Origin of the sequence: Streptomyces pratensis, assembly GCF_016804005.1 — a bacterium.
Lineage (GTDB): Bacteria > Actinomycetota > Actinomycetes > Streptomycetales > Streptomycetaceae > Streptomyces > Streptomyces pratensis_A.
The window spans coordinates 4,530,650-4,555,428 of the sequence record NZ_CP051486.1; the positions used below are offsets into that span (position 1 = coordinate 4,530,650).

At 70.9% G+C, this 24,779-nt stretch carries 20 protein-coding genes and 1 pseudogene; 8 read left to right on the forward strand and 13 right to left on the reverse strand.

Translation table 11 applies throughout. From position 1 onward, the window contains the following. Window positions 1-6: 6 nt before the first annotated feature. Window positions 7-768, reverse strand: a complete 762-nt coding sequence (locus tag HED23_RS18275; RefSeq protein ID WP_203184467.1) for a DeoR/GlpR family DNA-binding transcription regulator — start codon at window positions 766-768, stop codon at window positions 7-9. Window positions 769-1,210: 442 nt separating this feature from the next. Between HED23_RS18275 and HED23_RS18280 the strand changes: the two genes are divergently transcribed. The 3 genes from HED23_RS18280 to HED23_RS18290 all read left to right on the forward strand — a co-directional run bounded on the left by HED23_RS18280 (window position 1,211) and on the right by HED23_RS18290 (window position 4,513). Further along, a complete protein-coding gene (locus tag HED23_RS18280; RefSeq protein WP_203184468.1) occupies window positions 1,211-2,926 on the forward strand; it encodes a lysyl oxidase family protein in 1,716 nt (571 codons plus the stop codon). Window positions 2,927-3,072: 146 nt separating this feature from the next. After that, window positions 3,073-3,858, forward strand: a complete 786-nt coding sequence (locus tag HED23_RS18285; protein ID WP_203184469.1) for an SAM-dependent methyltransferase — start codon at window positions 3,073-3,075, stop codon at window positions 3,856-3,858. A gap of 25 nt (window positions 3,859-3,883) precedes the next feature. Further along, window positions 3,884-4,513, forward strand: coding sequence for a class I SAM-dependent methyltransferase (locus HED23_RS18290; RefSeq protein ID WP_203184470.1), 630 nt, complete (start codon window positions 3,884-3,886; stop codon window positions 4,511-4,513). A 15-nt stretch (window positions 4,514-4,528) separates the two neighbouring features. On the opposite strand, the gene HED23_RS18295 is transcribed toward HED23_RS18290, so the two are convergent. From HED23_RS18295 to HED23_RS18320, 6 genes are all read right to left on the reverse strand, one after another. After that, complete coding sequence (locus tag HED23_RS18295; protein ID WP_203184471.1) at window positions 4,529-7,228, reverse strand: SpoIIE family protein phosphatase; 2,700 nt, start codon at window positions 7,226-7,228, stop codon at window positions 4,529-4,531. 10 nt (window positions 7,229-7,238) lie between these two features. Continuing rightward, window positions 7,239-9,353, reverse strand: a complete 2,115-nt coding sequence (locus tag HED23_RS18300) for an MMPL family transporter (protein ID WP_203184472.1) — start codon at window positions 9,351-9,353, stop codon at window positions 7,239-7,241. Window positions 9,354-9,471: 118 nt separating this feature from the next. Beyond that, window positions 9,472-10,218 carry a YqjF family protein gene (locus tag HED23_RS18305; protein WP_203184473.1) on the reverse strand — a complete coding sequence of 249 codons (747 nt, stop codon included), beginning with the start codon at window positions 10,216-10,218 and terminating at the stop codon, window positions 9,472-9,474. Window positions 10,219-10,263: 45 nt separating this feature from the next. After that, the gene (locus tag HED23_RS18310; protein WP_203184474.1) at window positions 10,264-11,277 is read right to left on the reverse strand and encodes an NAD(P)/FAD-dependent oxidoreductase; all 1,014 of its coding nucleotides are present in this window, start codon (window positions 11,275-11,277) and stop codon (window positions 10,264-10,266) included. Continuing rightward, window positions 11,274-11,801: an isoprenylcysteine carboxyl methyltransferase family protein gene (locus HED23_RS18315; protein ID WP_203184475.1), complete on the reverse strand. Its 528-nt coding sequence runs from the start codon at window positions 11,799-11,801 to the stop codon at window positions 11,274-11,276. Before HED23_RS18315 ends, HED23_RS18310 begins: the two co-directional genes overlap by 4 nt. Before the next feature lie 13 nt (window positions 11,802-11,814). Then, the gene (locus HED23_RS18320) at window positions 11,815-12,873 is read right to left on the reverse strand and encodes a type III polyketide synthase (RefSeq protein WP_203184476.1); all 1,059 of its coding nucleotides are present in this window, start codon (window positions 12,871-12,873) and stop codon (window positions 11,815-11,817) included. Window positions 12,874-12,992: 119 nt separating this feature from the next. Between HED23_RS18320 and HED23_RS18325 the strand changes: the two genes are divergently transcribed. Further along, window positions 12,993-13,880 (forward strand): UbiA family prenyltransferase, encoded by an 888-nt coding sequence (locus HED23_RS18325; protein WP_203184477.1) that lies wholly within the window; start codon window positions 12,993-12,995, stop codon window positions 13,878-13,880. Between the two features lie 53 nt (window positions 13,881-13,933). Here the strand turns inward: HED23_RS18325 and HED23_RS18330 are convergent, their stop codons facing one another. Genes HED23_RS18330 through HED23_RS18340 form a run of 3 tightly spaced genes read right to left on the reverse strand, consistent with a single transcriptional unit; the run spans window position 13,934 to window position 17,129 of the window. Continuing rightward, complete coding sequence (locus tag HED23_RS18330; RefSeq protein ID WP_203184478.1) at window positions 13,934-14,833, reverse strand: carbohydrate ABC transporter permease; 900 nt, start codon at window positions 14,831-14,833, stop codon at window positions 13,934-13,936. Then, window positions 14,830-15,792, reverse strand: a complete 963-nt coding sequence (locus HED23_RS18335) for a carbohydrate ABC transporter permease (protein ID WP_203184479.1) — start codon at window positions 15,790-15,792, stop codon at window positions 14,830-14,832. The genes HED23_RS18330 and HED23_RS18335 overlap by 4 nt, the downstream gene beginning before the upstream one ends. Beyond that, window positions 15,789-17,129 carry an extracellular solute-binding protein gene (locus HED23_RS18340; RefSeq protein ID WP_203184480.1) on the reverse strand — a complete coding sequence of 447 codons (1,341 nt, stop codon included), beginning with the start codon at window positions 17,127-17,129 and terminating at the stop codon, window positions 15,789-15,791. Before HED23_RS18340 ends, HED23_RS18335 begins: the two co-directional genes overlap by 4 nt. Window positions 17,130-17,589: 460 nt before the next feature. Here HED23_RS18340 and HED23_RS18345 point away from each other — a divergent pair, with 460 nt between their 5' ends. Next, on the forward strand, window positions 17,590-18,504 hold the full coding sequence (locus tag HED23_RS18345) for an AurF N-oxygenase family protein (RefSeq protein WP_203184481.1): 915 nt from the start codon (window positions 17,590-17,592) through the stop codon (window positions 18,502-18,504). A gap of 9 nt (window positions 18,505-18,513) precedes the next feature. Beyond that, on the forward strand, window positions 18,514-20,172 hold the full coding sequence (locus HED23_RS18350) for an FAD-dependent oxidoreductase (RefSeq protein ID WP_203184482.1): 1,659 nt from the start codon (window positions 18,514-18,516) through the stop codon (window positions 20,170-20,172). Window positions 20,173-20,241: 69 nt separating this feature from the next. On the opposite strand, the gene HED23_RS18355 is transcribed toward HED23_RS18350, so the two are convergent. Next, complete coding sequence (locus tag HED23_RS18355; RefSeq protein ID WP_203184483.1) at window positions 20,242-21,597, reverse strand: lysine N(6)-hydroxylase/L-ornithine N(5)-oxygenase family protein; 1,356 nt, start codon at window positions 21,595-21,597, stop codon at window positions 20,242-20,244. A 234-nt stretch (window positions 21,598-21,831) separates the two neighbouring features. Here HED23_RS18355 and HED23_RS18360 point away from each other — a divergent pair. Together HED23_RS18360 and HED23_RS18365 are read left to right on the forward strand one after the other, a co-directional pair. Then, window positions 21,832-22,778, forward strand: a pseudogene (locus HED23_RS18360) (methionyl-tRNA formyltransferase). Between the two features lie 44 nt (window positions 22,779-22,822). After that, window positions 22,823-23,422 carry a MarR family winged helix-turn-helix transcriptional regulator gene (locus HED23_RS18365; protein WP_238442020.1) on the forward strand — a complete coding sequence of 200 codons (600 nt, stop codon included), beginning with the start codon at window positions 22,823-22,825 and terminating at the stop codon, window positions 23,420-23,422. A 101-nt stretch (window positions 23,423-23,523) separates the two neighbouring features. Here HED23_RS18365 and HED23_RS18370 read toward each other — a convergent pair whose 3' ends face one another. Both HED23_RS18370 and HED23_RS18375 read right to left on the reverse strand, forming a co-directional pair. After that, a complete protein-coding gene (locus HED23_RS18370) occupies window positions 23,524-24,540 on the reverse strand; it encodes an aromatic ring-hydroxylating oxygenase subunit alpha (RefSeq protein ID WP_203184484.1) in 1,017 nt (338 codons plus the stop codon). A 2-nt stretch (window positions 24,541-24,542) separates the two neighbouring features. Beyond that, window positions 24,543-24,767, reverse strand: coding sequence for a recombinase-like helix-turn-helix domain-containing protein (locus tag HED23_RS18375; RefSeq protein ID WP_203184485.1), 225 nt, complete (start codon window positions 24,765-24,767; stop codon window positions 24,543-24,545). Window positions 24,768-24,779: the final 12 nt, after the last annotated feature.

Below are 24,779 nucleotides of genomic sequence, written 5' to 3' on the forward strand. Positions count from 1 at the left end.
GTCCGGTCAGACCCGGATGACGTTCGGGCCGAGCAGGGAGTAGCGCTGGGCCTCCGCCGACGGCAGCCCGGTGTCGGTGACGATCGCCTCGAAGTCGCCGACACCCGCGAAACGGCAGAAGCTCACCGCTCCGAACTTCGAGTGCACCCCGGCGAAGACCCGGCGGCGGGCGCTGCGCATGGCCTGCGCCTTGACTTCGCCGACCGCCGGGTCCGGGGTGGTCAGCCCGTACTGGCGGGAGATGCCGTTGGCACCGACGTACGCCAGGTCGATGACGAAGTCGGCGAGCATGCGGGTGGCCCAGTGGTCGACGGTCGCCATGGTGCTGCCCCGCAGCCGCCCGCCGAGCAGGAGCACGGCGGTCTTCTCGGCGTCCGCGAGGACCGTCGCGACGGCGAGGGACGCGGTGACCACCGTGAGCGGCCGGTCGCGTGGAAGGGCTTCCGCGATCAGCTGCGGGGTGAAGCCCTCGTCGACGAAGACCGTCTCGGCGTCGCCGAGCAGATCGGCGGCGGTCGCCGCGATCCGCGACTTCTGCGGCACGTGGTGCGTGGTGCGCATCGCCAGGGTGGTCTCGAACCCGGCGCTCTCCACGGGGTACGCGCCACCGTGCGTACGCCGTACGAGACCGTGCTCCTCGAGTGTGTGCAGGTCGCGCCTGATGGTCTCCTTGGCCACCTGGAACCGCTCGGCCAGCTGGTTCACGTCGACCGAGCCGTCCTGTCGGGCCGTCTCGAGAATTCCTCGTCGGCGTTCCTCGGTGCCCACGCCACCATCCTTGTGCTCGTGCGATTCCGATGCGGTCCCGGCGTCCGTTCGGGCCCACGCATTGTTTGTACAAGCAGCCGAGGCTCTTCGACCAGGTTCTTCGCAACCTGGCCTGCGCCCGTTCGTGCCCGTTTCACCGCAGGTCTTCACGCTGGTGACCGGTGCGGCGGTGATGGCGGGGCGACCGGGTGGCGCCTGTTTCGCCGATGACCGCGCCCGTTTCCTGCCCGACAGCGGTCACGTGGGCGTCACAGCTGTTAGCACAGGCCTGCCGAGGTCACGGCCGAAACAGCCTGAAAATGTCTCATTGCACGCGCCAATGCCTGATTTCGGCCAACAATTCCTGCCGCGGGGGCCTTCGGACAACCTCCGGCCCTGGTTGTCGCCTCTGACGGACAAAGCGACTCCACCGCCCCACGGGGCACTCGGACATCGGAGAACGATGAGCACCAGAACCCCCCGCAGCCGCCTGTGGCGTCCGGCGGTCGCCGCCGCCGCGGCGATCACCGTCACCGCGGGTGTCGTCGCCGCGGCGCCTGACGACAAGAAGGCGGAGACGGTCCCGCAGCTCGGCCTGGTCGCCGCCTCCAAGTCGGTGACGCTCGACTCGTGGAAGGAGGATCCGGGCGTCTATCTGGACCTCGGGACGTATCTCACCGCCTCCGGTGCCCCGCTGGAACTGCGGGTGACCCGGAAGAGTTACAAGGACCCCGTCGTCGCCACCCAGGTCATCCGCGAGGGGAAGAAGACCCGGACCAGGGCGCTCCCCGAGGGCCTGGTGAAGGACTTCTCGGGGCTGCCGGGCTTCGTCGGCATCACGGTCCGGGACGCCAAGGGCAAGTCGGTGATCAGCCGTACGGAGTCGTTCTGCCCGAACAACGCGTCGGGCCGGATCCTCCCCGACGCCCCGTCCACGTCGAAGTATCCCGAGAGCTGCCCCACGAACCCGTTCACGCTCGGATCGGTGTGGGGCGTCGAGAAGGGCTGGGCGTCCAACACGTACGCCGGCTACTACGCGGCGCCGGTCGCCCTGGCGGCCGGGACGTACACCGCGGAGGTGGGCGTCACCAAGCGGTACCGCGATCTTTTCAAGATCGCCGACAAGCCTCAGACAGTCAAGGTGACCGTGCGCGAGCGCAGTTGGGAGGAGGAGAGCCCGGCCACCGCTGCGGGCGCCCGTGCCGCTTCAGGGCACGCGGGCCATGAGGCCGGGCACTCGGGCCACGCCGGCCACACAGCCGCGCGCACACCCGCCCCGGTGTCGGGGACCACGGGCGCGGGCCCGTCGTACAACGTGGGCCACGGCCCCCACCCGCCGGCTCCCGCCGCCGTGCCCTGGGCCGCCAAGCGCCAAGGCCTCCGGTCGGCACAGGGCGACGGGCCGGGGCGCACCGACGGCTCCCGCCAGGCGCCCGCGGCACAGCCGAACGCGAAGCGCCCGACGGGCAGGGCGGCCGTGCCGGACGTCCCCAAGCCCGACCTGCGTTCCCTGCCCGCATACGGAATCACCATCGGTGAGGGTGACACCGGCACACCGGGCAGGGACTATCTGGCCTTCAGCGCCAACGTGTGGAACGCGGGCCCCGCGCAGCTGGTGGTGGACGGCTTCCGTAAACCGGGCAACGAGCTGATGGACGCCTATCAGTACTTCTACGACGCCTCGGGCAAGCAGGTCGGCTACACCCCCACCGGCACCATGGAGTGGGACCCCCGGCCGGGACACGAGCACTGGCACTTCACCGACTTCGCGAGCTACCGGCTGCTGAAGGCCGACAAGAAGGAGACGGTGCGCAGCGGCAAGGAGGCGTTCTGCCTGGCGAACACCGACGCGGTCGACTACACGGTGAAGAACGCCAACTGGCACCCGGACAACACCGATCTGTCCACGGCCTGCGGCCAGGAGAACTCCATCTCGGTGCGGGAGGTGCTCGACGTGGGTTCCGGTGACACCTACACCCAGGACCTTCCGGGCCAGTCCTTCGACATCACCGGTCTGGCGAACGGCACCTACTACATCCAGGTGCTGGCCAACCCGGAGAAGCGGCTCAAGGAGACCGACCTCGGCAACAACAGCGCCCTCAGGAAGGTGGTCCTGGGCGGCAAGCCCGGCGCCCGCACCGTGACCGTGCCCAAGCACGACCTGGTCGACGCGCCCTGACAGGCAGCCTGCCTGAGCGGCCCCCGGGGCACACCCCGGGGGCCGCCCCTGTCTCCACGCGGCGTCAACGACGCTCCTTCAAAGGTGACTTGCTGTGGCAGACTTCGCAGGTGGAGCGGTCCACCTCATCTGCAACGGAGCTCGTCATGACGACTGGGACACCTCAGCCCCCGATAGACACCAGCAGGCCCCACTCGGCACGCGTCTACGACTCGCTGCTCGGCGGCAAGGACAACTACCCGGTGGACCAGGCGGTGGCCGAACATCTGCCGGCCGAGGCGAAGGCCGGGGCCTTCCAGAACCGTGCCTTCATGAACCGCGCCACGGCCTGGCTGGCCGGCGAGGGCGTCAGCCAGTTCCTCGACATCGGCACGGGGATCCCGACCGCGCCGAACCTGCACCAGATCGCCCAGGAGATCGAACCGCGCTCGCGGGTCGTCTACTGCGACAACGACCCGATCGTCCTGCGCCACGCGGAGGCCCTCCTGATCAGCCGGCCGGAGGGGGCCACGGACTACGTCCACGCGGATGTCCTCGAACCCGCCACGATCATCGAGGCGGCCCGCAAGATCCTGGACTTCGACCGCCCCATAGCGCTCTCGCTCCTGGGTCTTCTCCACTTCCTCCCCGACGACGTGGACCCTCGGGCCATCGTGCGCAAGCTGGCGGACACCCTGGCCCCCGGCAGCTACATGGTGCTGTCCCAGGGCGCGTCCGACGTCAACCCCGAGCGCGGGGAGCAGGGCGCTGCCGAGTACGGCAAGGGCGGCATCCGGCTCGCGCTGCGCACCCGCGCTGAGTTCGCCCGCTTCTTCGAAGGCCTGGACATCGTCGAGCCGGGCCTGGTGACGGCTCCCGAGTGGTTCCGCGGCACACCTGCCCCCGAGCGGGAGCTGAGCGGCGTCTACGTCGCGGTCGCCCGTATCCCGTAGCAGCGGTCCGGAAGGGGACGCAGTCATGGCCGAAGGCCACCGGCACGCGGCAGCCGAGACATTCGACGCCATCGGGGCCGACTACGAGACGGCCTTCGCCGGCTCGGCCGCGCACCACGCCTCGCTGAGCCGGCTGCTGGAACGGCTGGCACCGCACAGCAGCATCCTGGATGTCGGCAGTGGCACGGGCCGCCCGACCGCCCACACGCTGGCGGCCGCCGGACACACGGTGCTGGGTGTCGACGTCTCACCCGTCATGGTGGAACTGGCCTCCCACCGCGTCTCCGGGGCCTCCTTCCGCTGCGCCGACATCCGTGAGTTCCCCTTGGAGGAGGAGAGCTTCGACGCGGTCTGCGTCTACTTCTCGCTGCTGCAGATGTCGCGTGACGAGCAGCGCTCGCTGGTGCACCGCCTGGCTGCGGCGCTCAGACCGGGCGGCCACCTGGTCCTGGCGACGGTGCCACTGGACGTGGCGGGCGTGAGCGCCGTCTTCATGGGCCAGGACGTACGGGTGACGAGCTTCGGGCCCGATGCGGTCAGGGCGCTCGTGACCGGCGCGGGACTCACCGTCGTGCACGAGGAGGACTCGGTGTTCACACCGTCCCGTCCCGGGGCGGTACCCGAACCCCACCTCTTCCTGGACTGCCGCCGGTGACCTGACGGTGCCCGGTCACCCCGGCCCGTTCATCTCCGGCTGCAGCAGCTGTTCCGTCCAGATGACCTTGCCGCCGTCGTCGGTGTAGCGGGTGCCCCAGCGTTCGGCCATCTGGGCGACGAGGAACAGTCCCCTGCCACCCTCGTCCATGCTGGCCGCCTGGCGCAGATGGGGTGAGGTGCTGCTTCGGTCGGACACCTCGCAGATCAGCGTCCGGTCACGGATCAGCCGCACGCGGATGGGGCCGGTGGCGTAGCGGATGGAGTTGGTGACCAGTTCGCTGAGGATCACCTCGGTGGTGAAAGCCTCCTCGACCAGATTCCACTCGGTGAGCTTCCGGGACACGTCGGAGCGGACCCTGCCGACCGCCGAGGGGTCCGAGGGAACATCCCACTCGGCCACGTTCTCGGCGACGAGGCAGCGGGTGCGTCCGACGAGCAGCGCGACGTCGTCACGGGCCCTGGCGGGCACCAGGACGCGGAGGACGGCCTCGCAGGTCTCCTCCGGTGTCCGGTCGGGGTGTCCGGACAGCGTCTCGCGCAGCCTCTCCAGCCCTTCGTCGATGTCGCGGTGCCGGTCCTCGACGAGCCCGTCCGTGTAGAGAACCAGCCGGCTGTTCTCCGGGAGCTGTACGTCGAGGGTCTCGAAGGGCATGCCGCCGAGCCCCAGGGGCGGGCCGCCGGGAACGTCCGCGAACACGGCGTCGCCGTCCGGACCGACGATCACCGGCTGGAGGTGACCGGCCCGCGCCATGGTGCAGCGCCCGGACGCCGGGTCGTAGATCGCGTAGAGGCAGGTGGCCCCGGTGACTCCGCCTCCCTCGCCCTCGGCCGACTCGTCGAGATCGATGCGGGCGACGAGCTCGTCCAGGTGCCACAGCAGTTCGTCGGGGGGCAGGTCCAGGGTGGAGAAGTTGTGGACCGCCGTGCGCAGGCGCCCCATGGTGGCGGCAGCGTGGAGCCCGTGCCCCACCACGTCGCCGACCACGAGCGCCACCCGGGCTCCGGGCAGCGGGATGATGTCGAACCAGTCCCCGCCGACACCGCCCAGCCCGCCGAGCCCGGCCTGCGCGGGGAGATAGCGGTAGGCGGCGTCGATCGCACTCTGGTCGGGGAGGCCCTGCGGCAGCAGGCTGCGCTGCAGGGTGACCGCCACGTTGTGCTCGCGCGAGTAGCGGCGCGCGTTGTCTATGCTCACCGCGGCCCTGGCGACGAGCTCCTCCGCGACGGACAGGTCCTCGTCCTCGAAGGGTTCGGGCGTCTGGGCCCGCCAGAACATGGCCACGCCCAGGATCACGCCCCTGGCACGCATCGGGACGGCGATCAGCGAGTGGAATCCGCACTCCACGATGCGTTCGGCACGTTCCGGGTTCTGCTGCTGCCAGCCGGAGCGCTGAGCCAGATCGGTGTCGAGGACGGCTTCGCCCCTGAGCAGACCCGCGCCGACGTCGGTGGTCGGCAGGAAGCGGATCACCGAGCCCAGCGGGTGGAGCCCCGTGTCGTCGCGCCGGCCGCTGAAGGCCGAACGGCGCAGGCCGTCGGTGGTGGCCCGGAAGGCGGTGGGTTCCTCGCCGCGCAGCACGCCCTCGGCCAGATCCACGGTGGCGTAGTCGGCGAACCTGGCCGTGGCGAAGTCCGCCAGCTCCTCGCACGTCCGCACGACGTCGAGGGCGGTGCCGATCTCCGTACCCGCGTCGTAGAGGAGCTTCAGCCTGCCGCGTGCCATTGCGGCGCTGCCGGTGAGGGCCTGTAGCTCCGTGGTGTCCCGCAGTGTCGTCACGCTGCCGGGCGGCCCGCCGTTCCTGTCGGTGGCGCGTTGGCTGACGGCCAGGAGGCGGTCGCCCACGGAATGCACCTCGTCGGTCGCGCTGCGTCCCGATGTCAGCAGGGCGGTGGTGACCGGGCCGAGGCCGAGTTCCGTGACGGGCGTGCCCTCGACGTCCGGGGGGAGGCCGAGGAGCCTTCGCGCCTCGTCGTTGGCCAGCAGCAGCCGGCCGTCGCCACCGACGATGAGCACACCTTCCCGTACGGCGTGCAGAACGGCGTCGTGGTGCTCGTACATCCGTGTCATCTCGGTCGGGCCGAGACCGTGGGTCTGACGTTTCAGGCGTCCGGTGACGAGTGCCGTGCCTCCCAGCGCGAGCAGCAGTATCCCGGCTGCCGAGCCGAAGAGGAGGGGGAACTGGTCCTCGGCGACGCCGCTGACCTTCTTGATGGTGATTCCGGCGGACACCAGGCCCACCACTTCGCCGTTCGCGCCGAACACGGGCACCACGGCCTGTACGAGCGGTCCGATGGTCCCGTCGATCTTCTCCGTCACGACGCGGCCGTTCAGAGCGGGCTCCACCGACCCGACGAACTTCTTGCCGATCCGGTCCGGCAGCGGATGGGTGTACCGGACGGCGTCGAGATTCATGACGACCACGAAGTCGACGCCGGATCCCTTCCGCGCCGCCTCGGCCTTCGGCTGCAGCACCGCGCTGGGGTCGGGGCTCTCCAGGGCGGCTTCCATGCCCGGGCTGTTCGCGAAGACCTCCGCCACGGCGACCGAGCGGTTGCGTGCTTCGCGTTCGCTGTCCGCGTGGGACTGCAGCACAAGCGCGGTCGCGGCGGCAGCGACGAGCAGCACCACGATCGCCACCTGCAGGAGAAAGACCTGACCAGCGAGGCTTCTCATTCGGAGAAACGAACGCGGGCGGCCGTAGCGTCCGGCCATGCCCCCCTTTCTACACGGCTTCCCGCTTCCTCGCCGCCCCGCCGTCCTCGCGGGCGAGCGGGTGCGGCCACCAGACGCGTGGTCCGACGTCGAGGAAGAGCGAGGTGACCAGCACGGACCGCACGACGAGGGTGTCCAGGAGCACGCCCAGTGCGACCGCGAAGCCGATCTCGGCGAAGGCCACAACCGGCAGGGTCCCGAGTGCGGCGAAGGTGCCGGCCAGGACCAGGCCGGCCGAGGTGATGACCGCCCCGGTGGCGGCGAGCCCGGTGACCACACCCGCGCGGGTCCCCTGGTGCAGGGCCTCCTCGCGGATACGGGTGGTCAGGAAGATGTTGTAGTCGATGCCGAGGGCGACCAGGAACACGAAGACGAAGAGCGGGAAGTCCGTCGTCTCACCGGCGTAGTCGAAGACGTACCGGAACACGAGCGCGCTGATGCCGAGCGCGGCGGCGAAGGACAGCACCACGGTCGCGATCAGCAGCAGGGGCGCCAGCAGGGAGCGCAGTACCAGCGCGAGGATGATCAGTACGACCAGCAGCACGAGCGGGATGATCAGCACGTTGTCGTGGCGGGTCGCGGTGTCCATGTCGAGTACCGCGGCCGTGTCGCCGCCCACCCGTGCGTCGGCGCCGGGAATCCGGTGAACGGCGTCGCGGACCCGTTCGACGGTCCGCTCCGCCCGGTCACTGTCAGCGGCGTCCGTGAGGGTGGCCTCGAAGATGGCCCGGCCGTCCTGCACGGGGCGGGCTCCGGGTGGCACGACGAGGGATCCGGGTACGACGCCGTGGGTCCCCTCGACGGCGGTGCGCACCTGGGCGCTCCGGTCCGCCGCCGCGATGACGACGAGCGGGCTGCCGCTCCCGGCCGGGAAGTACCGGTTCTGGATCTCCTGTCCGGCGATGGAGTCGGGCTTGTCGGGGAAGGAGTCGGCGTTGCTGAGTCCGGCGGCGCGCAGCTGGACGAGCCCCAGGGACAGTGCGGCGAGCACCAGGGCGGTGGCCACCCAGGTCCTTCGCGGGTGCAGGGCCAGCCGCTGCCCGGTCCGCGCCCAGAATCCGCGCTCGGTGGGCTCGGGGGTGCCGAGGTGCGGGACGACCGGCCAGAAGACCCAGCGGTCGAAGATGACCAGGAGGGCCGGGAGGAGGGTGAGCATGGCGATCAGCGCGATGGCCACGCCGATCGCTGCCACCGGTCCGAGCCCTCGGGTCGAGTTCATCTCGGCGGCCAGCAGGACGAGCATGCTCAGCACCACGGTGCCGCCGCTGGCCAGCACGGCGGGCCCGGCGCGGTGCAGTGCCCGGGCCATGGCCTCGTGCCGGTCCTCGTGGCGTCTCAGCTCCTCGCGGTAGCGGGCGACGAGGAGCAGGGCGTAGTCCGTACCGGCGCCGAAGACCAGCACGGTCAGGATGCCCGCGCTCTGGCCGTTCACGGTGAGTCCGGCGTGCGCCGCGAGCAGGTAGATGAGGGCCTGTGCGGCGAGGAGGGCCGCGACGACCGAGACGACGGGCAGCACGAGCAGTGTCGGGCTGCGATAGGTGATCAGCAGCATGACGATCACCACGGCGAGCGCGGCGAGGAGCAGGGTCGAGTCGATGCCCGAGAAGGCGTCGGCGGAGTCGGCAGCGACTCCGCCGGGGCCTGCGATGTGGACGGTGAGCCCTCCCCCGCCGTGCCCCACGATGTCCCGTACGGAGTCGACGGCGGGCCCGATCCGCTCCCAGCCCTTCTCGTCCATGGTGACGGGCACGAAGATCTGGGCGGCCGCGGGAGCGGTCTTCCGGTCGTAGAGCGGGCCCCGGGTATCCTCGCCCCGTACGCCGTGGGCGCGCAGGGTCATGAGCTGCCGCTTGTCCTCGGCGATCCGGTCGCGGTCCGCCCCGGTCAGGCCGTCCTCGCGTGCGTACACGACGACGGCGGTGATGATCTCGGGCCGGAATTCCTTGGACTCCTCCCAGACCTGGGTGGATTCGGCGCTGCTCGGAAGCCAGGACGTGGCGTCGTTGTCCTGGGCTCCCATGAGCTTGCCCGCGAGCGGTGCCGCGAGGACGAGGACGATGAGCCAGAACACCACCACGAGCCACTTGGTGCGCCGTCCGCACAGCAGCCGGGCCACTTCGCGCATGCCGCACCCCCGCCTCGTCCTGTTTCTGTGGCGGCGACAGTAGAGGGGCGCGGGCACGGGGAGGGCCGCGACATGCCGTGGGCGCCGCCCGCGGGCCTCGGTCGGACCATCGTCCCGCTCAGGCGCGGGAAGGGCCGCCGAAGCGCACCGGCACGCCGGGCGAGTACAGCACGCTGAGCGGTTCCCCGACGGGGGCCGGCAGACCCGCGGCCGTCACCAGGCTCTCGTCGCACTCGATGAGCTGTGCGCGGTGGAGGGGCCAGCGGGGGTGTGCGTTGGGGAGATACACCGGGCGCCCGTGGAAGGTGCTGTGCATGCCCCAGCGCGCGGTCAGGAAGTGTTCGAGCTCGCTGGGGGCCTCGATCCGTCCGCCGGGACGCAGCACGATCCGGCTGTGGGCACCCGGTGGCCCGGGCAGCCGCCGCCTGCTGGTGTAGGTGAGGGTGCCGGTCTCACGCCTGACCGCCATCCGGGACCACACGTACGGCAGCCGGAACACGGTCCGGGCGACGGCCACGGGGATCAGCCTGGAGGCGTCCAGCGAGCGGAAGACCACGCCGCGCCTGCCCTGCGCGTCCCGCGAGTACAGCCGGACATTGGTCTCGGGGAAGGTGCCCAGGTAGGGGATGCCCGGCAGCCGGAACCATCCGACGCGGTACATCCGGAAGGCGACGAGTCCGACGTAGGTGACTCCGTCCAGCGTGTCCGGCACGGTTCCGGCGGGCAGGAGCGGTGCCACGTCCGCGGGCTCGGCCGCCCAGTGCAGGAACGCCAGGTCGAGCCAGGACTGCGTCATGAGCGGGTTCATCCCCGGCAGGGGCGGGTCGGGGGTGACGGGCTGCGGCGGACGGGGTGTGGGCGGCACGGGGACAGGATGGCAGAGCGGGCGGGAGCACGGCACGCGGGGCCGCTACTGGAGCGCGCGGACCGCGGCGTTGAACAACGGGGGCAGCCGCTGCGCGGCGGGCACGATCAGTCCGGCGGTCAGCGGATGCCCCGCCGCGCCCAGCAAAGCTCGGGTGAGCAGACGGTGACGCCGCGTCAGCCGAGCCCACTTCGCCGGGTAGGCATCGGGCCGGCCCGCGACGAGGCAGTCGACGGCCGCCGACGCGGTGGCCGCCGCCAGCGCGATGCCCTCGCCGGTGAGTGCGTCGACGTAGCCGGCCGCGTCACCGGCCATCAGGACCCGTCCGGCTCTCGGTGCGCTCGCCGCCTGGCGCAGGGGGCCCGCGCCGCGTACGGGGCCCGCTTCCAGGCCGCGGAGCGTACGGGCCAGAGCGGGGAAGGCCGAGAGGTGCTGCTCGTGGGAACGGCGGTGGCGGCTGAGCACGGCGACGCCGACCAGCCCTTCCCCCACCGGCGTCACATACGCCTCGCCTTCGCGTGACCAGTGGACTTCCACGAAGTCCGTCCAGGGGGCGATCCGGTAGTGGCGTCGCAGTCCGTATCTGCGCGGTGCGGGGCCGGGACGCTCCAGACCGAGCGCCCGGCGGACCGGTGAGTGCAGGCCGTCGGCGGCGATCAGCCAGCGGGCCGTCAGCCCCGCCGCCGTGACGCTGTCGTTCCCTTGGCGCACCTCCCCCACCCGGCCGGGGACGACGCGTACTCCCAGCTCGCAGGCCCGGCGGTGCAGGGCGGAGTGGAGTTCGGTCCGCCGGACGCCGAGTCCCGGCTGGCCCCGGAAGGTCGCCTCTGCCCGCCGGGCACCCTCGATGTATCTGATGCCCTGGAGCCGTCTGCCGGCCGGAGTGACCCCGAGCGCGCTCAGGGCGGCCACTCCGCTCGGCATGATTCCCTCGCCGCAGGCCTTGTCGACGGGCAGGGGGCGGGGTTCGACGACGACGGCCTCCAGGCCGGCCGTGGCGGCCCGGATCGCCGCCGCCAGGCCGGCCGGTCCGCCGCCCGCCACCAGGATGTCGATCACGCGTGTGCGTCCGCTCCCGCGAGACGGTCCAGCGCGCCGTCCTCGCACCGGATGCGTACGGTCATGAGCGCCGCGTTGAGCACGGTGAACAGGACCGCGGTCACCCAGGCTCCGTGGACCAGGGGCAGAGCAGCCCCTTCGGCGGCGACCGCCACGTAGTTGGGGTGGCGCATCCACCGGTAGGGCCCACCGGTGACCAGGGGCAGGCCCGGGACGACGATGACCCGGGTGTTCCAGCGGCGCCCCAGGGTGCGGACGCACCACCATCGCAGTCCTTGTGCGGCGGCCACCACGGCGACCATGGCCCAGCCGGACCAAGGCAGGAACGGGCGGCCGGCCAGCCATGCCTCGGCGAGGCAGGCGGCGAGCAGCGCGGTGTGCAGGGCCACCATCACCGGGTAGTGCCCACGGCCGGCTTCGGTACCGCCCCGGGCCAGGCTCCAGCGGGCGTTGCGCAGCGCCACGGCGAGCTCGGCGAGGCGTTCGGCGGCGACGGCCAGCACCAGGGCCGTGTACCAGATCATGTGTTCCTCCGGACTACCAGCGCAGCAGCACCAGTTCACAGCAGAAGCCGGGCCCCATGGCCATCAGCAGACCGGGGCTCCCGGGCTCGGGCCTCCGTCGCTCCATCGTGTCCCGCAGGACGTGCAGGACGGAGGAGGACGAGAGGTTGCCGGCCTCTTTCAGCGAGCGGCGGGTGACGTCCAGGGCTCCCTCGGACAGGGACAGGACGTCGGCGACGGCCTCCAGGACCTTCGGGCCGCCGGGGTGGCACACCCAGCGGGCGACATCCTTCGGTTTCAGCCCGTGCCGGTCCAGGAAGCCGGTGACGTCCTCGGCGAGATACCGGCGTACGACGTCGGGCACGGCCGGGTCGAGCACCACGGTGAAGCCGGATCCCCGGATCTCCCAGCCCATGACGTGTCCGGTGTCCGGGTACAGCCGGCTGCGGGTGTCCACCACCTCAGGGCCGTCGGCCTGTGTCGAGTGGCCGCCGCCGACGAGTACCGCGGCCGCGGCGCCGTCTCCGAACAGCGCTGTGGCGACCAGGTTGGCGGGGCTCGCGTCGTCGCGCTGGAAGGTCAGGGAGCAGAGTTCGACCGAGAGCAGTACGGCAACCTGTCCTGGCCGGCCGAGCAGGTAGTCGTGCAGCCTCGCCACCCCGGCGGCTCCGGCGACGCATCCCAGTCCGAACACGGGCAGCCGCTTCACGTCGGGGCGCAGGCCCAGGCGCCCGACGAGCCGTGCGTCGACGGAGGGTGCCGCGATGCCGGTGACCGAGGTGAACATCAGCAGGTCCACGTCGGCGGGTCGCAGCCCGGCCTTGCGCAGGGCACCCAGGACGGCTTCGGCTCCCAGGTCCACGGCCTCACGGATGAACACGTCGTTCGCCGCCCCGAAGCCGTCCAGTTCCCCGTAGCGCTCCAGGGGCAGCACCGTGTTCCGGGTGCGCACGCCCGCGTTCGCGTGGATGCGGTCCAGCACACGGCGGTCGGCCCCTGCGGGCAGGCACACGCGCGCCACCATGTCGGTGACGTCCTCCTGGGCATGGCGGTGCGGCGGCAGGACTCCGTGGACAGCCGCGATCCTGGTCACCCTGGCCACCGCTTCGGAGAGTTCATGCCTCTCATCCTGCCGACAGAGTGCCGCAAATCGGCGCATATGCGAGGCGTGGCTGTCGTGTTCGTCCGCCCCGATGTCCCTACGATCGCTCCGTGGACACCACGGACCGGCCGGCGGCGCGCGTTCCCGCCCCGCGCCTGCCGCACTCACCGGCGGGGCTCGCACTCGCCTGTCATCCTGGTCCGGTCGCGGCGGTGACCGCCCTCGTCACCGCACTGGCCGTCAGCTCCGGCCCCGGAGGCGGCCGTTGGGCCCTGATCGCCGCGGCCGTCCTGACCGGACAGCTCTCGGTGGGCTGGTGCAACGACGCGTTCGACGCCCGTCGCGACGCGGCGGCCGGGCGGCCGGGGAAGCCGGTGGCGCGGGGGGCGGTGAGCCGGGGTGCGGCGTGGAGCGCGGCGTTCACCGCGCTGGTGTCGTGCGTGGGGCTGTCGCTCGCCTGCGGCGCCTCGGCGGGTACGGCGCATCTGGCCGGGGTCGCTGCGGCGTGGGCGTACAACCTGAAGCTCAAGGAGACGGTGCTGTCCTGGCTTCCGTACGCCGTCGGCTTCGGGAGCCTCCCGTGCCTGGTCACCCTGAGCCTGCCCGGAAGCCCCTGGCCTGCCTGGTGGGCGGTGGCGGCGGGTGCGCTGCTCGGTGTCGCCGCCCATCTCGGCGATGTGCTGCCGGACATCGAGGCGGATCTGCGCGCGGGGATCCGCGGCCTGCCCCAGCGGCTGGGCCCGGCCCGCACCCGGCTCCTGCTGCCCCTCCCGCCGGCGGCTGCCACGGCGGTGCTGGTCCTGGCACCCCCGGGCGCGCCGGGCGGTACGGGTGCGGTCGTCCTGACAGGGGTCGCTCTCCTCACCGTGGTGGCGACGGTGGTGCACTCCGGTCGGCGGCCGGTCAGGACCTGGCGCAAGGCGGCGCTCGCCGGGACGGTGGTGGTGGCCTCGGCGGACGTGACGCTGCTGCTCGCGCGGAGCACGGAGATCACCTGAGGCCCGTACGGATGCCGTGCCGTCCGTACGGGCCTCAGGTACCGGCGTCGCCGCTACTGGCCGGCGAGACCGGTGTGCGCGATGCCCCGCACGATCTGTCGCTGGAAGAAGGCGAAGACGATCAGGAGCGGCATTCCCGCGATCACCAGCGAGGCCATGATCTGGGCGTACCGCACCCCGAAGGTCGACTGGACGTTGACGAGGCCGACGGGCAGCGTCATGCCGCCGGGGTCGGTGGTCACGAGGAACGGCCACAGGAAGTTGTTCCAGGTGGAGATGAAGGTGAAGATCGCCACGGCCGCCAGTACGGGCCGGGACAGCGGTATGACGATCGTCCAGAACACCCGCCAGCGGCCGGCGCCGTCGACGAAGGCCGCTTCCTCCAGTTCGCGCGGTACGCCCTCGAAGAACTTGACCAGGATGAACACCATGGCGGGCACGGCGACCTGGGGCAGGATCACACCCCAGTAGGTGTCGACGAGGCCGAGCTGGACCATCTCCCTGAACAGGGGCGCGATGAGCACCTGCGGGGGCACCATGATGCCCGCGAGCACCAGCCCGTAGAGCAGCCGCCGGCCCCTGAAGTCGGTGCGGGTGAAACCGTATGCGGCCATCGCGCAGGTCACGACGGTCAGCAGGGTGGTCATGACGGAGATGTACGCCGAGTTCATGAGCCAGATCATCAGGTCGCCCGACTCCCAGACCTTGCTGTACGCGTCGAAGGTGACGCGCGAGCCGATCCAGGAGAGCGGTGTCTTCGTGGTGTCGCCCTCCGGTTTCAGGGAGGTGGCGACAGCCCAGGCCAGCGGGAGGAGCCAGGCGGCGGTGAGGAGCAGGGCGACGACGAGCAGGACGATCCTGCCCCGCGTCCAGCGGGGGCGTCGGCCCCCGGCCTCGGCGGGCCGCTCGGACCGTGGGGCGGATCGGGTGGTGACGGTGGCGGAACCGCTCACTTCGCGGCCTCCTCAGCTCGGCGCCGGGACAGCAGCGGCTGCACCAGGGAGACGGTCAGGATCAGGGCGAAGAAGATGTACGAGACGGCGGAGGCGTAGCCGATGCGGTATCCCGTGAAGCCCTGCTGGTAGACGTACTGGAGGATCGGCCGGGTGGACTCGTCGGGACCGCCGCCGGTCATGATGTAGACCTGGTCGAAGATCTTCAGCGAGGCGAGTACCTGGAGGACCACGACCAGACCGGTGGTGCGGCGCAGCATCGGCAGGGTGATGTGCAGCAGCCGGTTCCAGGCGCCCGCCCCGTCCAGTTCCGCGGCCTCGTACAGATGTGCCGGGATGGCCTGGAGGGCGGCGAGGTACAGCAGGAAGTTGAAGCCGACGGTCCACCAGACGGTCGTCGCCACGATGCTGAGCATGGCGTACCGCTCGTCGGTCAGCCATCCGATCTCCGGTGTCAGGCCGACGGCGGCGAGCATCTGGTCGGCGAGACCGAAGTCCGACGGCAGGATCATGTTCAGGAACAGCAGGCAGACGACGCCGGACGGCAGCAGGAAGGGGGCGAACCAGCTGAGCCGCCACAGCCACTGCACCACCTGCAACTGGTGGGCGAGCAGGGCCAGTACGAGACCGACGACGACGAGGGGGACGGTGGACAGGACCGTGAACCAGACGGTGTTCCACAGTGACGACCACACCTCGGGGTCACGCACCGCCTCGGCGTAGTTGTCGAGGCCGACGAACTCCCCTCCGCTGCCGGTGATGTTCTCGCTGGTGAGGCTCATGCCCAGGCCGGATATCAGCGGCCAGATCAGGAACATGGCGTACACGAGGAAGAAGGGAGCGATGAACACGAGACCGTGTTCGGTCCACTTCCTGCGCACGCCGCGGGCCGGACGCCCGGCCGCGTGGCCGGCGGACTTCGCCACGGGTGTCGGCGCCGCCGCGGTGGTGGAGGTCATGACGAAGCTCCCGGAAGGGGGTTGCGGGTGTCGAGGAGTTTCCGCAGCCGGGCCTTGGCCTCGGTCAGGGCGTTGCGCGGGCTTCGGGAGCCGGTGAGGACGCCTGAGAACACGGCGCCGAGCTCGATCCACAGCCGGGAGGCTGAGCCGGCGAACCACGCGGGTTCGTCCAGCGCCACGTCGTCGATCACCGTGCGGTATTCGGACTGCGGCTTCAGGGCGAGGTAGGCGGGGTCGTCGAGCACCGGAAGATACGCGGGCACGTGCCCGCCCTCGGCCCAGGCCACGGAGTGCTTCAGCATCCAGGCGACGAGGGTGTGCGCGGCCTCGTTCGTGGCTCCACCGCGGTCCTTCCGGTGCGGGAGGACGAAGGCATGGCAGTCGGCCTGTGTGGCCGCGGTCCCGAAGAGCGCGGGGATGCGGGTCATGGAGAACGGAAGGCCGGTGGTCTTGAAGGTGCTGATCTCCCATTCACCGTTGAGGTGGAAGGCGGTCTTCCCGCCGTTGAACACGCCGATGGACCCCGCGTAGTCGACACGGCGCACCATCAGCCCCTCCTCGACGAGCCGGGCCAGGTACTCGAGCACCCGCAGCGCCTTGGCGTCGTCGAGCGCCAGACGCTTCCCGTCCGCGGAGAGGACCGTGCCGCCGGTCTGCGCGTAGAAGCTGGAGAAGAGGCGCCAGGGGGTGATGCAGTCCGGTCCGAGCGTCTCGGTCACCAGTCCCGGCTGCCCGGTCGCCTTCTTCGCGGTGCGCAGCGCGTCGGCGAACTCGTCGGCGCCGCTGATCGGCTTGAGCCGGCCGCCCGACATGAGCCCGGCCTTCTCGCAGATCTCGGTCTGGTAGTAGAGGACGAAGGGGTGGGTGTCGAGCGGGACGGCGTACTGCTTGCCGCCCATCTGCCCCCGGCGCCAGATGTCCGGCGGGAAGTCCTCCTCCCGCACACCGTGTTCGGCCAGCAGATCGAGGTCGAACGGGTCGAGGAGACGGCCGGGCGCGAAGCCCGCGAGCCGGGCGAGGTGCAGGGCGGCGACCTCGGGGGCCCTGCCGCCGGCACCCGCCATGCCGAGCTTGGTGTAGTACGGGGCACCCCACTGGAGAGTGGACGCCTCCAGGGCGATGTCCGGGTGCCCGGCCCTGAAGTCGTCCAGCATTCCCTGCATGTTGACGCCGTCGCCGCCGCCGAACAGATGCCAGTACCGCAGCACGGTCTGCCCCGGCCCCGCGGCGGTCGCGGGCGCGGCGCATCCGGACAGGGGGCCAAGGGCTCCGGCGGCGGCCAGGGCGCCGGCACCGCCCGCGAGGGCTCGGCGCCGGCTGAGGAGGGGTGGTTGCATGGCGGCTCGTCTCGGCTCGTCTATGAGGTGCGGGGACGCGTGAAGAGGAGGCTCCACGTTCGATATTTCGACGCGCGCCCGCCACTTCGGACGGGACCGTAGGCCCGGGGAAAGGCGGCGTCAATGACTCGCGCTGAAATTGCGAACAATGTTCGAAATCCCGAACCGTCACCCTCCCTCGCACCTCTGACCGATGACAGGAACGCCCGCGCGTGGGCATACGCGAGGAGATATCGCGAGGATGAGCTCACATTTCCTACTGGGGGGTAGGCCCGCCCGGCATCCTTGCTATACCTTCCGTCTAACAAGGAGGGCGGAAGGCCGCCCGGCCGGGACCCTCGCCGGTCCCTTGCCCCGTGCTGCCCCCATATCTGTTCGGCAGCACGGAATATGACTGTCCGTCACCCACGGCGCACATGCGAAGCACCAAGGACTCACTGACGAACCGAGGAGCCGCACCATGGCAAGCAGCACCGTCCGACCGGATGCCGACGACCGGCCGCCCGAGGACCACCTCACCCGCCGCCTGCTCGAATCGGCCGCCACCCTGGCGTACGACCCCGCCACGGAGGTCGACTGGGACACGCCGCTGGACAAAAAGTTCCACGGTGCCAGCCCGGAGTGGAGCACCCTGTACGGCACCGCGTACTGGGGCGAGCTGACCGAGGCGCAGCGCAAGGAACTGACCCGCCAGGAAGCGGCTTCGGTGGCCAGCACCGGCATCTGGTTCGAGATGATCCTCCAGCAGATGGTCCTGCGCGACGTGTACGCGAAGGACCCCACGAGCGCGGACGTCCAGTGGGCGCTGACCGAGATAGCCGAGGAGTGCCGGCACTCCATCATGTTCGCGCGCGGCGCTCAGAAGCTGGGCGCCCCGCCCTACCGGCCGCACCGGCTGGCGGTGGAGCTCGGGCGGGCCTTCAAGACTCTCGCGTTCGGCGAGGCGGCGTACGCGGCGATCCTCGTCGCCGAGGAGGTCCTCGACGTCATGCAGCGCGACTGGATGCGGGACGAGCGCGTGGTGCCCTTCGTCCGCACCATCAACAACATCCATGTCGTCGAGGAGTCCCGGCACATGAAGTTCGCCCGTGCCGAGACCCGCAAGCACCTCAGCGGCGCGGGTCCGGTGCGCCGGCAGATCAACGCACTCGTCATCGCGATCGCGTCGTACGTGATCGTCACCAGCATGGTGAACAAGGGCGTCTACGCCAACGCCGGACTCGACGGGAAGCGTGCCCTCGGAGAGGCGAAGGCCAATGAGCACCACAAGTCGATGATGCGATCGAGCTGTTCGGGCCTCATGGACTTCCTGGCCTCGGCCCGCCTGCTCACCAAGCCCGCCCTGATGTTCTACAAGCGTGCCCATCTGATCTGAGCGGACGACATGACCTACGCCATCACCCAGACGTGCTGCAGCGACGCCACCTGTGTCTCGGTGTGCCCCGTCAACTGCATCCATCCGACGCCGGAGGAAGCGGACTTCGGCCGGACGGAGATGCTGTACATCGATCCGAAGTCCTGCATCGACTGCGGTGCCTGTGCCGACGCCTGCCCGGTGGAAGCGGTCTTCCCCGTGGACAGCCTCCCGGCCGCGCAGCAGGAGTACGGACCGCTGAACGCCGCGTACTTCGCGGGTCGGGAGGCCGGGCAGGACCCCGAGGGGCCCAACTTCCACGTGTGGGGAGAGCCGGCCTTCGAGCGCAGCCTGCCGTCGGACTTCGGACCGCTGCGGGTCGCCGTGGTGGGCACCGGCCCGGCGGGGATGTACGCCGCCGAGGACCTGCTGCTGCACACAGGCGCCGAGGTGACGCTGATCGACCGGCTGCCCGTCGCGGGCGGGCTCATCCGCTACGGCGTGGCGCCCGACCACCTGTCGACGAAGAAGGCCGGCGACACCTTCGCCAGGTTCCACACGCACCCGAGGGTGCGCATGCACCTCGGCCTGGAGGTGGGCAGGGACGTCACCGCGGAGGAGCTCGCCGCGCATCACGACGCGGTGGTCTACGCCGTGGGCGCGTCGGCCGGACGCCGGCTCGGGATCCCCGGCGAGGACCTGCCGGGCAGCATCTGCGCGACGACGTTCGTCTCCTGGTACAACGCCCACCCCGAGGTCGCTCCGGACGCCGTGGACCTGTCCGCGGAACGGGCCGTCGTGGTCGGCAACGGGAACGTCGCCCTGGACGCGGCGCGGATCCTGGTCTCGGATCCGGACGGGCTGGCCGCCGGCGACATAGCCGGCCACGCACTGGAGGCCCTGCGCTCCGGTGCGGTGCGCGAGGTGGTGCTGCTCGGGCGGCGGGGCCCCGACGACGCGGCGTACACCAGGTCCGAGCTGCTCGCGCTCAAGCATCTGCAGGGAGTGGAACTGGTCGTCGACGACCACGACCCCCGGACCGCTGCCGCGATCGACGCCGCGGGCCCGGAGGACAGGGCCGCGCTGCTGCGGGGTGTCGCCCGGAAGACGGTGGACTGGTCGCGCCCGCCGTCGGCCGGTCGCCGGATCGTGTTCCGTTTCCACTCCGCGCCGGTGGAGGCACTCGGTGGCGACAGGGTGACCGCGCTCAGGGTCACGGACGGCACGACGGGCACGGACGGCCGGGAGATAACAGCCGGGCTTCTGCTGCGTGCCGTCGGTCAGCGCGGGCTTCCCGTCGCCGGCCTGCCGTTCGACGAGGCGACGGGCACCGTTCCGCACGAGGGCGGCAGGGTGACGGGCCGGCCGGGGACATATGTCGTGGGTTGGATCAAGCGCGGCCCGTCGGGCGGCATCGGCGCCAACCGGACCTGCGCCGCCGAGACCGTGGGAACGCTGCTGGACGACGCCGTCGGCGGCACACTGCCGGCGGCCGAGCACGGGGCGAAGGCGTTCAGGCGGCTGGTACGGCGCCGTAACCGGCGGATCGTCGACGCCCGCGGCATGGCCGAGATCGAGCGTGCCGAACTGGCCCTGGGGCGCCGCACCGGCCGCCCCAGGGTGAAGCTGGCGACCGTTCCCGAGCTGGTGGCGGCGGCGAGGGGCAGCCGTCGGCGGATTCCTGGCTGAGCCTCCGGCCGCGGCTCTCCGACCGCGTCGGCGGGCCGCGGCCGGGGGGACCGGGCGGAAGGCACCGTCTCAGAGGGGGGTACTGATCTCGTCCGCGGCGTCGCGAGGCCGGCCGGGCGTCTCCTTCGGCCCACGCTCCACGATCGAGTCGAGGATCTCACCGACCCTGATCGCGGTGTTCGACAGGAGGGACGAGGTGATGCCGTGGGTGTGCTCCGTGCCGCCTTGCAGATAGATGCCGCACCGCAGCCCGGGACCGGTCGCCACACGGTAGTCGCGCTCGACACGGACCCGGCCCTGGCCGTCGAGCCGGCAGTGTTCACGGACCTCGCCCAGGAGCCCCAGGGAATCGGCCGGCAGATAGCCGGTGGCGTAGACGACCACATCGGCCTCCAGCGTGGTCCGCTCCCCCGTGACCAGCGACTCGACCGTCGTGCGGACCGTGTCCGGCGTCTCGACGGCTTCGACCACCCGGGAGACGTTGAGGAACCGCAGGCGCTCCGTGCCCAGCACCTTCTCCTGGTACGCCGTGCGGTACAGGTCGTCGATGAGGTCGATGTCCACCACGGCGTAGTTGGTGTTGCCGTGATAGTCCATCAGTCTGCGCTTGGTCTCGTCCGGGGCCGTGAAGTACTCGTCGACCGCACCGGGGTCGAATATCCGGTTGGCGAAACCGCTGTCGTCGGCGGGGCTGTAGCCGTAGCGGGAGAAGACCGCGCAGACCTCGGCCTGCGGGAACCGGCGGTGCAGGTACGCCACGTTCTCGGCAGCGCTCTGCCCGGCCCCGACCACGACGAAGCGGGCCGGCGGCTCGGTCCCGTCCAGACCGTCCACCTTGGCCAGCAGGTCGGACGTGTGCCAGACGTGGTCGGTACGCTCGAGGCCCTCGGGCATCTGCGGCCGCAGACCCGTGCCGATCACGAGGTTGCGTGCCCGGTGGACCACGGTCTCCTGGCCCGAGCGGGCGGTCACGTCGACGTACTCCACGACACCGTCGCGTACGACAGGACGGACCGAGACGATCTCGTGCCCGTAGGACACCATGTCGTCCACCTTGGCGGCGGCCCATTCGAGGTAGGCGTGGAACTCGACCCGGAGCGGGAAGAGGCTCTTGCCGTTGACGAAGTCGACCAGGCGCCCCTCGCTCTGCAGGTAGCAGAGGAAGCTGAACTCACTCGACGGGTTCCGCAGCGTCACCAGGTCCTTGAGGAAGGAAACCTGCATGGTGGCGTCGTCGATCAGCATCCCGCGATGCCAGCCGAATCGCGGTTGTCTCTCGAAGAAGTGAGCGGTGACGGCCTGCTGCCTGGCGACGCGTGAGTTGCGCTCGGTGAGCGCGATCGCCATGGCCACGTTGGACGGCCCGAAGCCGATTCCTATGAGGTCATGAACGAGTGGTGCGTCGTCGGGTGAAGCCTGTGACATGTCACTCCCATCGTGCAGGGGCGGCCGCGTGGCGGACGTGGGGAAATGGAACAAGGCGCACCGGCTGAGCGGCAGCCGGCGGAAACTTAGGTAAAGCTAACCTTATCTTGGCGCGCTGTCGACACGACCCTCTCGAGGGGCGGCCGCCAACTCCCCTTGAGCGTCCAGTCATTACGTGCTTAGGTTAGGCTTGCTTTACTAAGCATCGTTCATCGTCATTCCGAGGAGGAATCCGTGCGGGTCGTCATGTTCGGCTATCAGACGTGGGGTCACCGGACCCTGCGGGCACTTCTGGACTCCGTGCATGATGTGGTGATGGTGGTGACGCACCCCAGGAGCGAGCACGCGTACGAGAGGATCTGGAGCGACTCGGTCGCCGACCTCGCCGAGGAGAACGGCGTGCCCGTCCTGATCCGCGACCGGCCCGACGACGAGGAGCTGTTCGCCCGTCTCAAGGAGGCGGAGCCCGACATCATCGTGGCCAACAACTGGCGTACCTGGATCCCCCCGCACGTCTACGGGCTCCCCGCCACGGCACGCTGAACGTGCACGATTCGCTGCTCCCGAAGTACGCGGGCTTCTCACCGCTGATCTGGGCGCTGATCAACGGTGAGCGCGAGGTGGGTGTGACCGCGCACATGATGGACGCGGAGCTCGACGCCGGCGACATCGTGGTGCAGCGCGCCGTGGAGGTGGGGCCCGCCGACACCGCCACGGACCTCTTCCACAGGACCGTCGAACTCATCGCCCCCGTCACCACGGAGGCACTCGACCTCATCGCCTCCGGGCGTACGGACTTCACGGAACAGGACCGGTCCCGGGCCAGCTTCTTCCACAAGCGGTCCGCCGAGGACATCCGCGTCGACTGGAACTGGCCGGCCGAGGACCTCGAACGCCTCGTGCGCGCACAGTCCGCGCCCTATCCCAGCGCGTTCACCCACCACAGGGGCCGGCGCCTGGAGATCCTGACGGCGGTCGTGTCGGAGGGCCGCTACGGCGGCACCCCCGGCCGGATCTTCTACCGCGAGGGCGACGGCGTGGTGATCGTCGCCGGGGCGGACGCCCGGACCGGCCGCAACCGAGGCCTGGCCGTCACCCGGGTGCGTACGGAGGACGGGGAGGAGATGCCCGCGACCGAGTACTTCACCTCCATGGGCGGCTACCTCACCGGCCGGCCATGACCTTCGGTCCTCCTCCCGGCCGTCGCGCCACGTCAGGAAGAACGATGCAACAGCCGAGCCCCCCGGGGACGTCTCACGAGCCCCGGCCCGCGGGCGTGACGCCGTCGAGCGTGCTGGATCTCAACGCCTATCTCATGTACGCGACGGGCAAGGCCGCGCGCCGCAGGCTCACCGACGCGCTGACCGCCCACGGGCTCCGGCTGTGGCACCTGACCATCATGGCCATGCTGGACGACGCCGGCCCGCTGTCGAAGGGGGAGCTCGCCGCGCGGCTGGACATGAACCAGAGCGATCTGACCCGGACCGTCACCGACCTGGACGCGGCCGGCTACGTCGAGTGCGCCCGGGACCCCTCGGACCGCCGCCGCATCGAGGTGGCGCTGACACCTGCGGGCAGGTGTGCTTCGGCACAGCTCAACACCGCTGTCTCCTCCACCGAGGCGGACCTCCTCGCTCCGCTGACCGACGAGGAGCGGGCCCGCTTCGCCTCCTTGCTGCGCCGTGTCCACGTGCACCTCGAACAGGACCGGGCGGGCAACGCAATCGCCGGCACCACCGCCGAGCGGGGTGGACCGGCGGAGGCCGGCGGGCTCGGCGCATCCGCGGGCGGCCTTCGGCGTATGGGATCCCGTCCCTCCCCCTGAGAGGTCCGGCGGGCGAGCGGCCGTCCGCGGAGCGGGGCCGGAGGCTCCTTCGACGCCTCCGGCCCCGCTCCCCCGGCGAACCCGCTCGCGCGGTGCCTGCCTCAGACCCCCGCCGTCGACTGGGCCTCGGCGGCCGCACGGTAGAGCCGGCGGAGCCGCACCACTCCCAGGTCGTGCTGGTAGAGGTTCTCCTGCTGGTCGGCGTCGGCCGGCATGGCCTCCAGCATGACCCGGTCCTGCTCCAGCACGTCCCAGTGGCGCTGTTCGATCAGCGTGCGGTACAGGAAGCGCCATGAGGCGCGCTGCCAGTCCTCGACCCGGCGGTAGCGCCAGAAGAAGACGCCACTGCGCTGTTCGTCCACCGGACAGACCATGCCGACGATGCCGAACGGCCCGCCGGGGCCGGCCGACGGCGGGTAGGGGATGGAGAGGTCGACCCAGTCCACTCCGGTGCGGCAGAGCTCCACCCAGTCGAAGTTGACGCCGCGCTGGTCGGTCTTCTCGAAGAAGTAGCCGCGGGCCGTCTCCCTGATGCGGAACTTGGCCGTCGTGTCGCCGTCGAACATCGTGTGGGAGTCGTGGTGCAGGAACGCGCCGTGCATGGGGTCGAGCAGGTTCTCCACGGCGTATCGCCAGGGCGCGTTCCACTCCGCGTAGCAGAGGAAGGCGTCCACCTCGGGGTCCGTCAGCGGCTCCGGGAGTGCCAGCTCGGCCGGCTCGGGGTGCTCCTCGTCCCCGAAGTAGGCGAGGATCGCGCCCGCGACCTCGCGCACCGGCAGGGAGGTCACCAGCTTCTTGCCCTCCAGGCTGCACCCGGGGAGCCCGGGGACCGAGGAGACGGTGCCGTCGGACTCGACCTCGACGCCGTGGTACCAGCAGGCGACCCGGTCGCCGAGGTGCTTGCCGAGCGACAGGGGTGCGCCGCGGTGCGGGCAGCGGTCGGCGAGCATGGACAGGACTCCGTCGGAGCGCCGGAACAGGAGCCACTGCTCACCGAGCGCGGTCACCTTGCGCATCGCTCCTGGGGCGACGAAGTGCGAGGGGACGACCGGGTGCCACTGGTTGCGCAGACCGGTGGCGTAGATGTGTTCCGCGGTGGCGGAGGACGACAGCGTCATGGTCAGGCTCCCAGTCGGTTCATCTCGGCGCGGAAGGATTCCTCTGTCCACGGGCTGCCGTCGGCGGCGTGGACCTGGCGGGCGTTGAGCCCGCGCACGACGTCGGCGAGCTCGTGGCCCTCGCGGGTGAAGACCTCTTCCAGGGTGGCGGCGAGTTTGTACTCGTACGGGGTGGGCTCGTGCGTACGGGACTGGTGGACGTCCAGGTACGGCCAGGTGTCGGTCACGGTGTCTCCTGA

Coding starts and splice junctions, on each gene's coding strand:
- HED23_RS18280 (WP_203184468.1), top strand. CDS start 1,211: ATGAGCACCAGAACCCCCCGCAGCCGCCTGTGGCGTCCGGCGGTCGCC.
- HED23_RS18285 (WP_203184469.1), top strand. CDS start 3,073: ATGACGACTGGGACACCTCAGCCCCCGATAGACACCAGCAGGCCCCAC.
- HED23_RS18290 (WP_203184470.1), top strand. CDS start 3,884: ATGGCCGAAGGCCACCGGCACGCGGCAGCCGAGACATTCGACGCCATC.
- HED23_RS18295 (WP_203184471.1), bottom strand. CDS start 7,228: ATGGCCGGACGCTACGGCCGCCCGCGTTCGTTTCTCCGAATGAGAAGC.
- HED23_RS18300 (WP_203184472.1), bottom strand. CDS start 9,353: ATGCGCGAAGTGGCCCGGCTGCTGTGCGGACGGCGCACCAAGTGGCTC.
- HED23_RS18315 (WP_203184475.1), bottom strand. CDS start 11,801: ATGATCTGGTACACGGCCCTGGTGCTGGCCGTCGCCGCCGAACGCCTC.
- HED23_RS18335 (WP_203184479.1), bottom strand. CDS start 15,792: ATGACCTCCACCACCGCGGCGGCGCCGACACCCGTGGCGAAGTCCGCC.
- HED23_RS18340 (WP_203184480.1), bottom strand. CDS start 17,129: ATGCAACCACCCCTCCTCAGCCGGCGCCGAGCCCTCGCGGGCGGTGCC.
- HED23_RS18345 (WP_203184481.1), top strand. CDS start 17,590: ATGGCAAGCAGCACCGTCCGACCGGATGCCGACGACCGGCCGCCCGAG.
- HED23_RS18350 (WP_203184482.1), top strand. CDS start 18,514: ATGACCTACGCCATCACCCAGACGTGCTGCAGCGACGCCACCTGTGTC.
- HED23_RS18355 (WP_203184483.1), bottom strand. CDS start 21,597: ATGTCACAGGCTTCACCCGACGACGCACCACTCGTTCATGACCTCATA.
- HED23_RS18365 (WP_238442020.1), top strand. CDS start 22,823: ATGCAACAGCCGAGCCCCCCGGGGACGTCTCACGAGCCCCGGCCCGCG.
- HED23_RS18370 (WP_203184484.1), bottom strand. CDS start 24,540: ATGACGCTGTCGTCCTCCGCCACCGCGGAACACATCTACGCCACCGGT.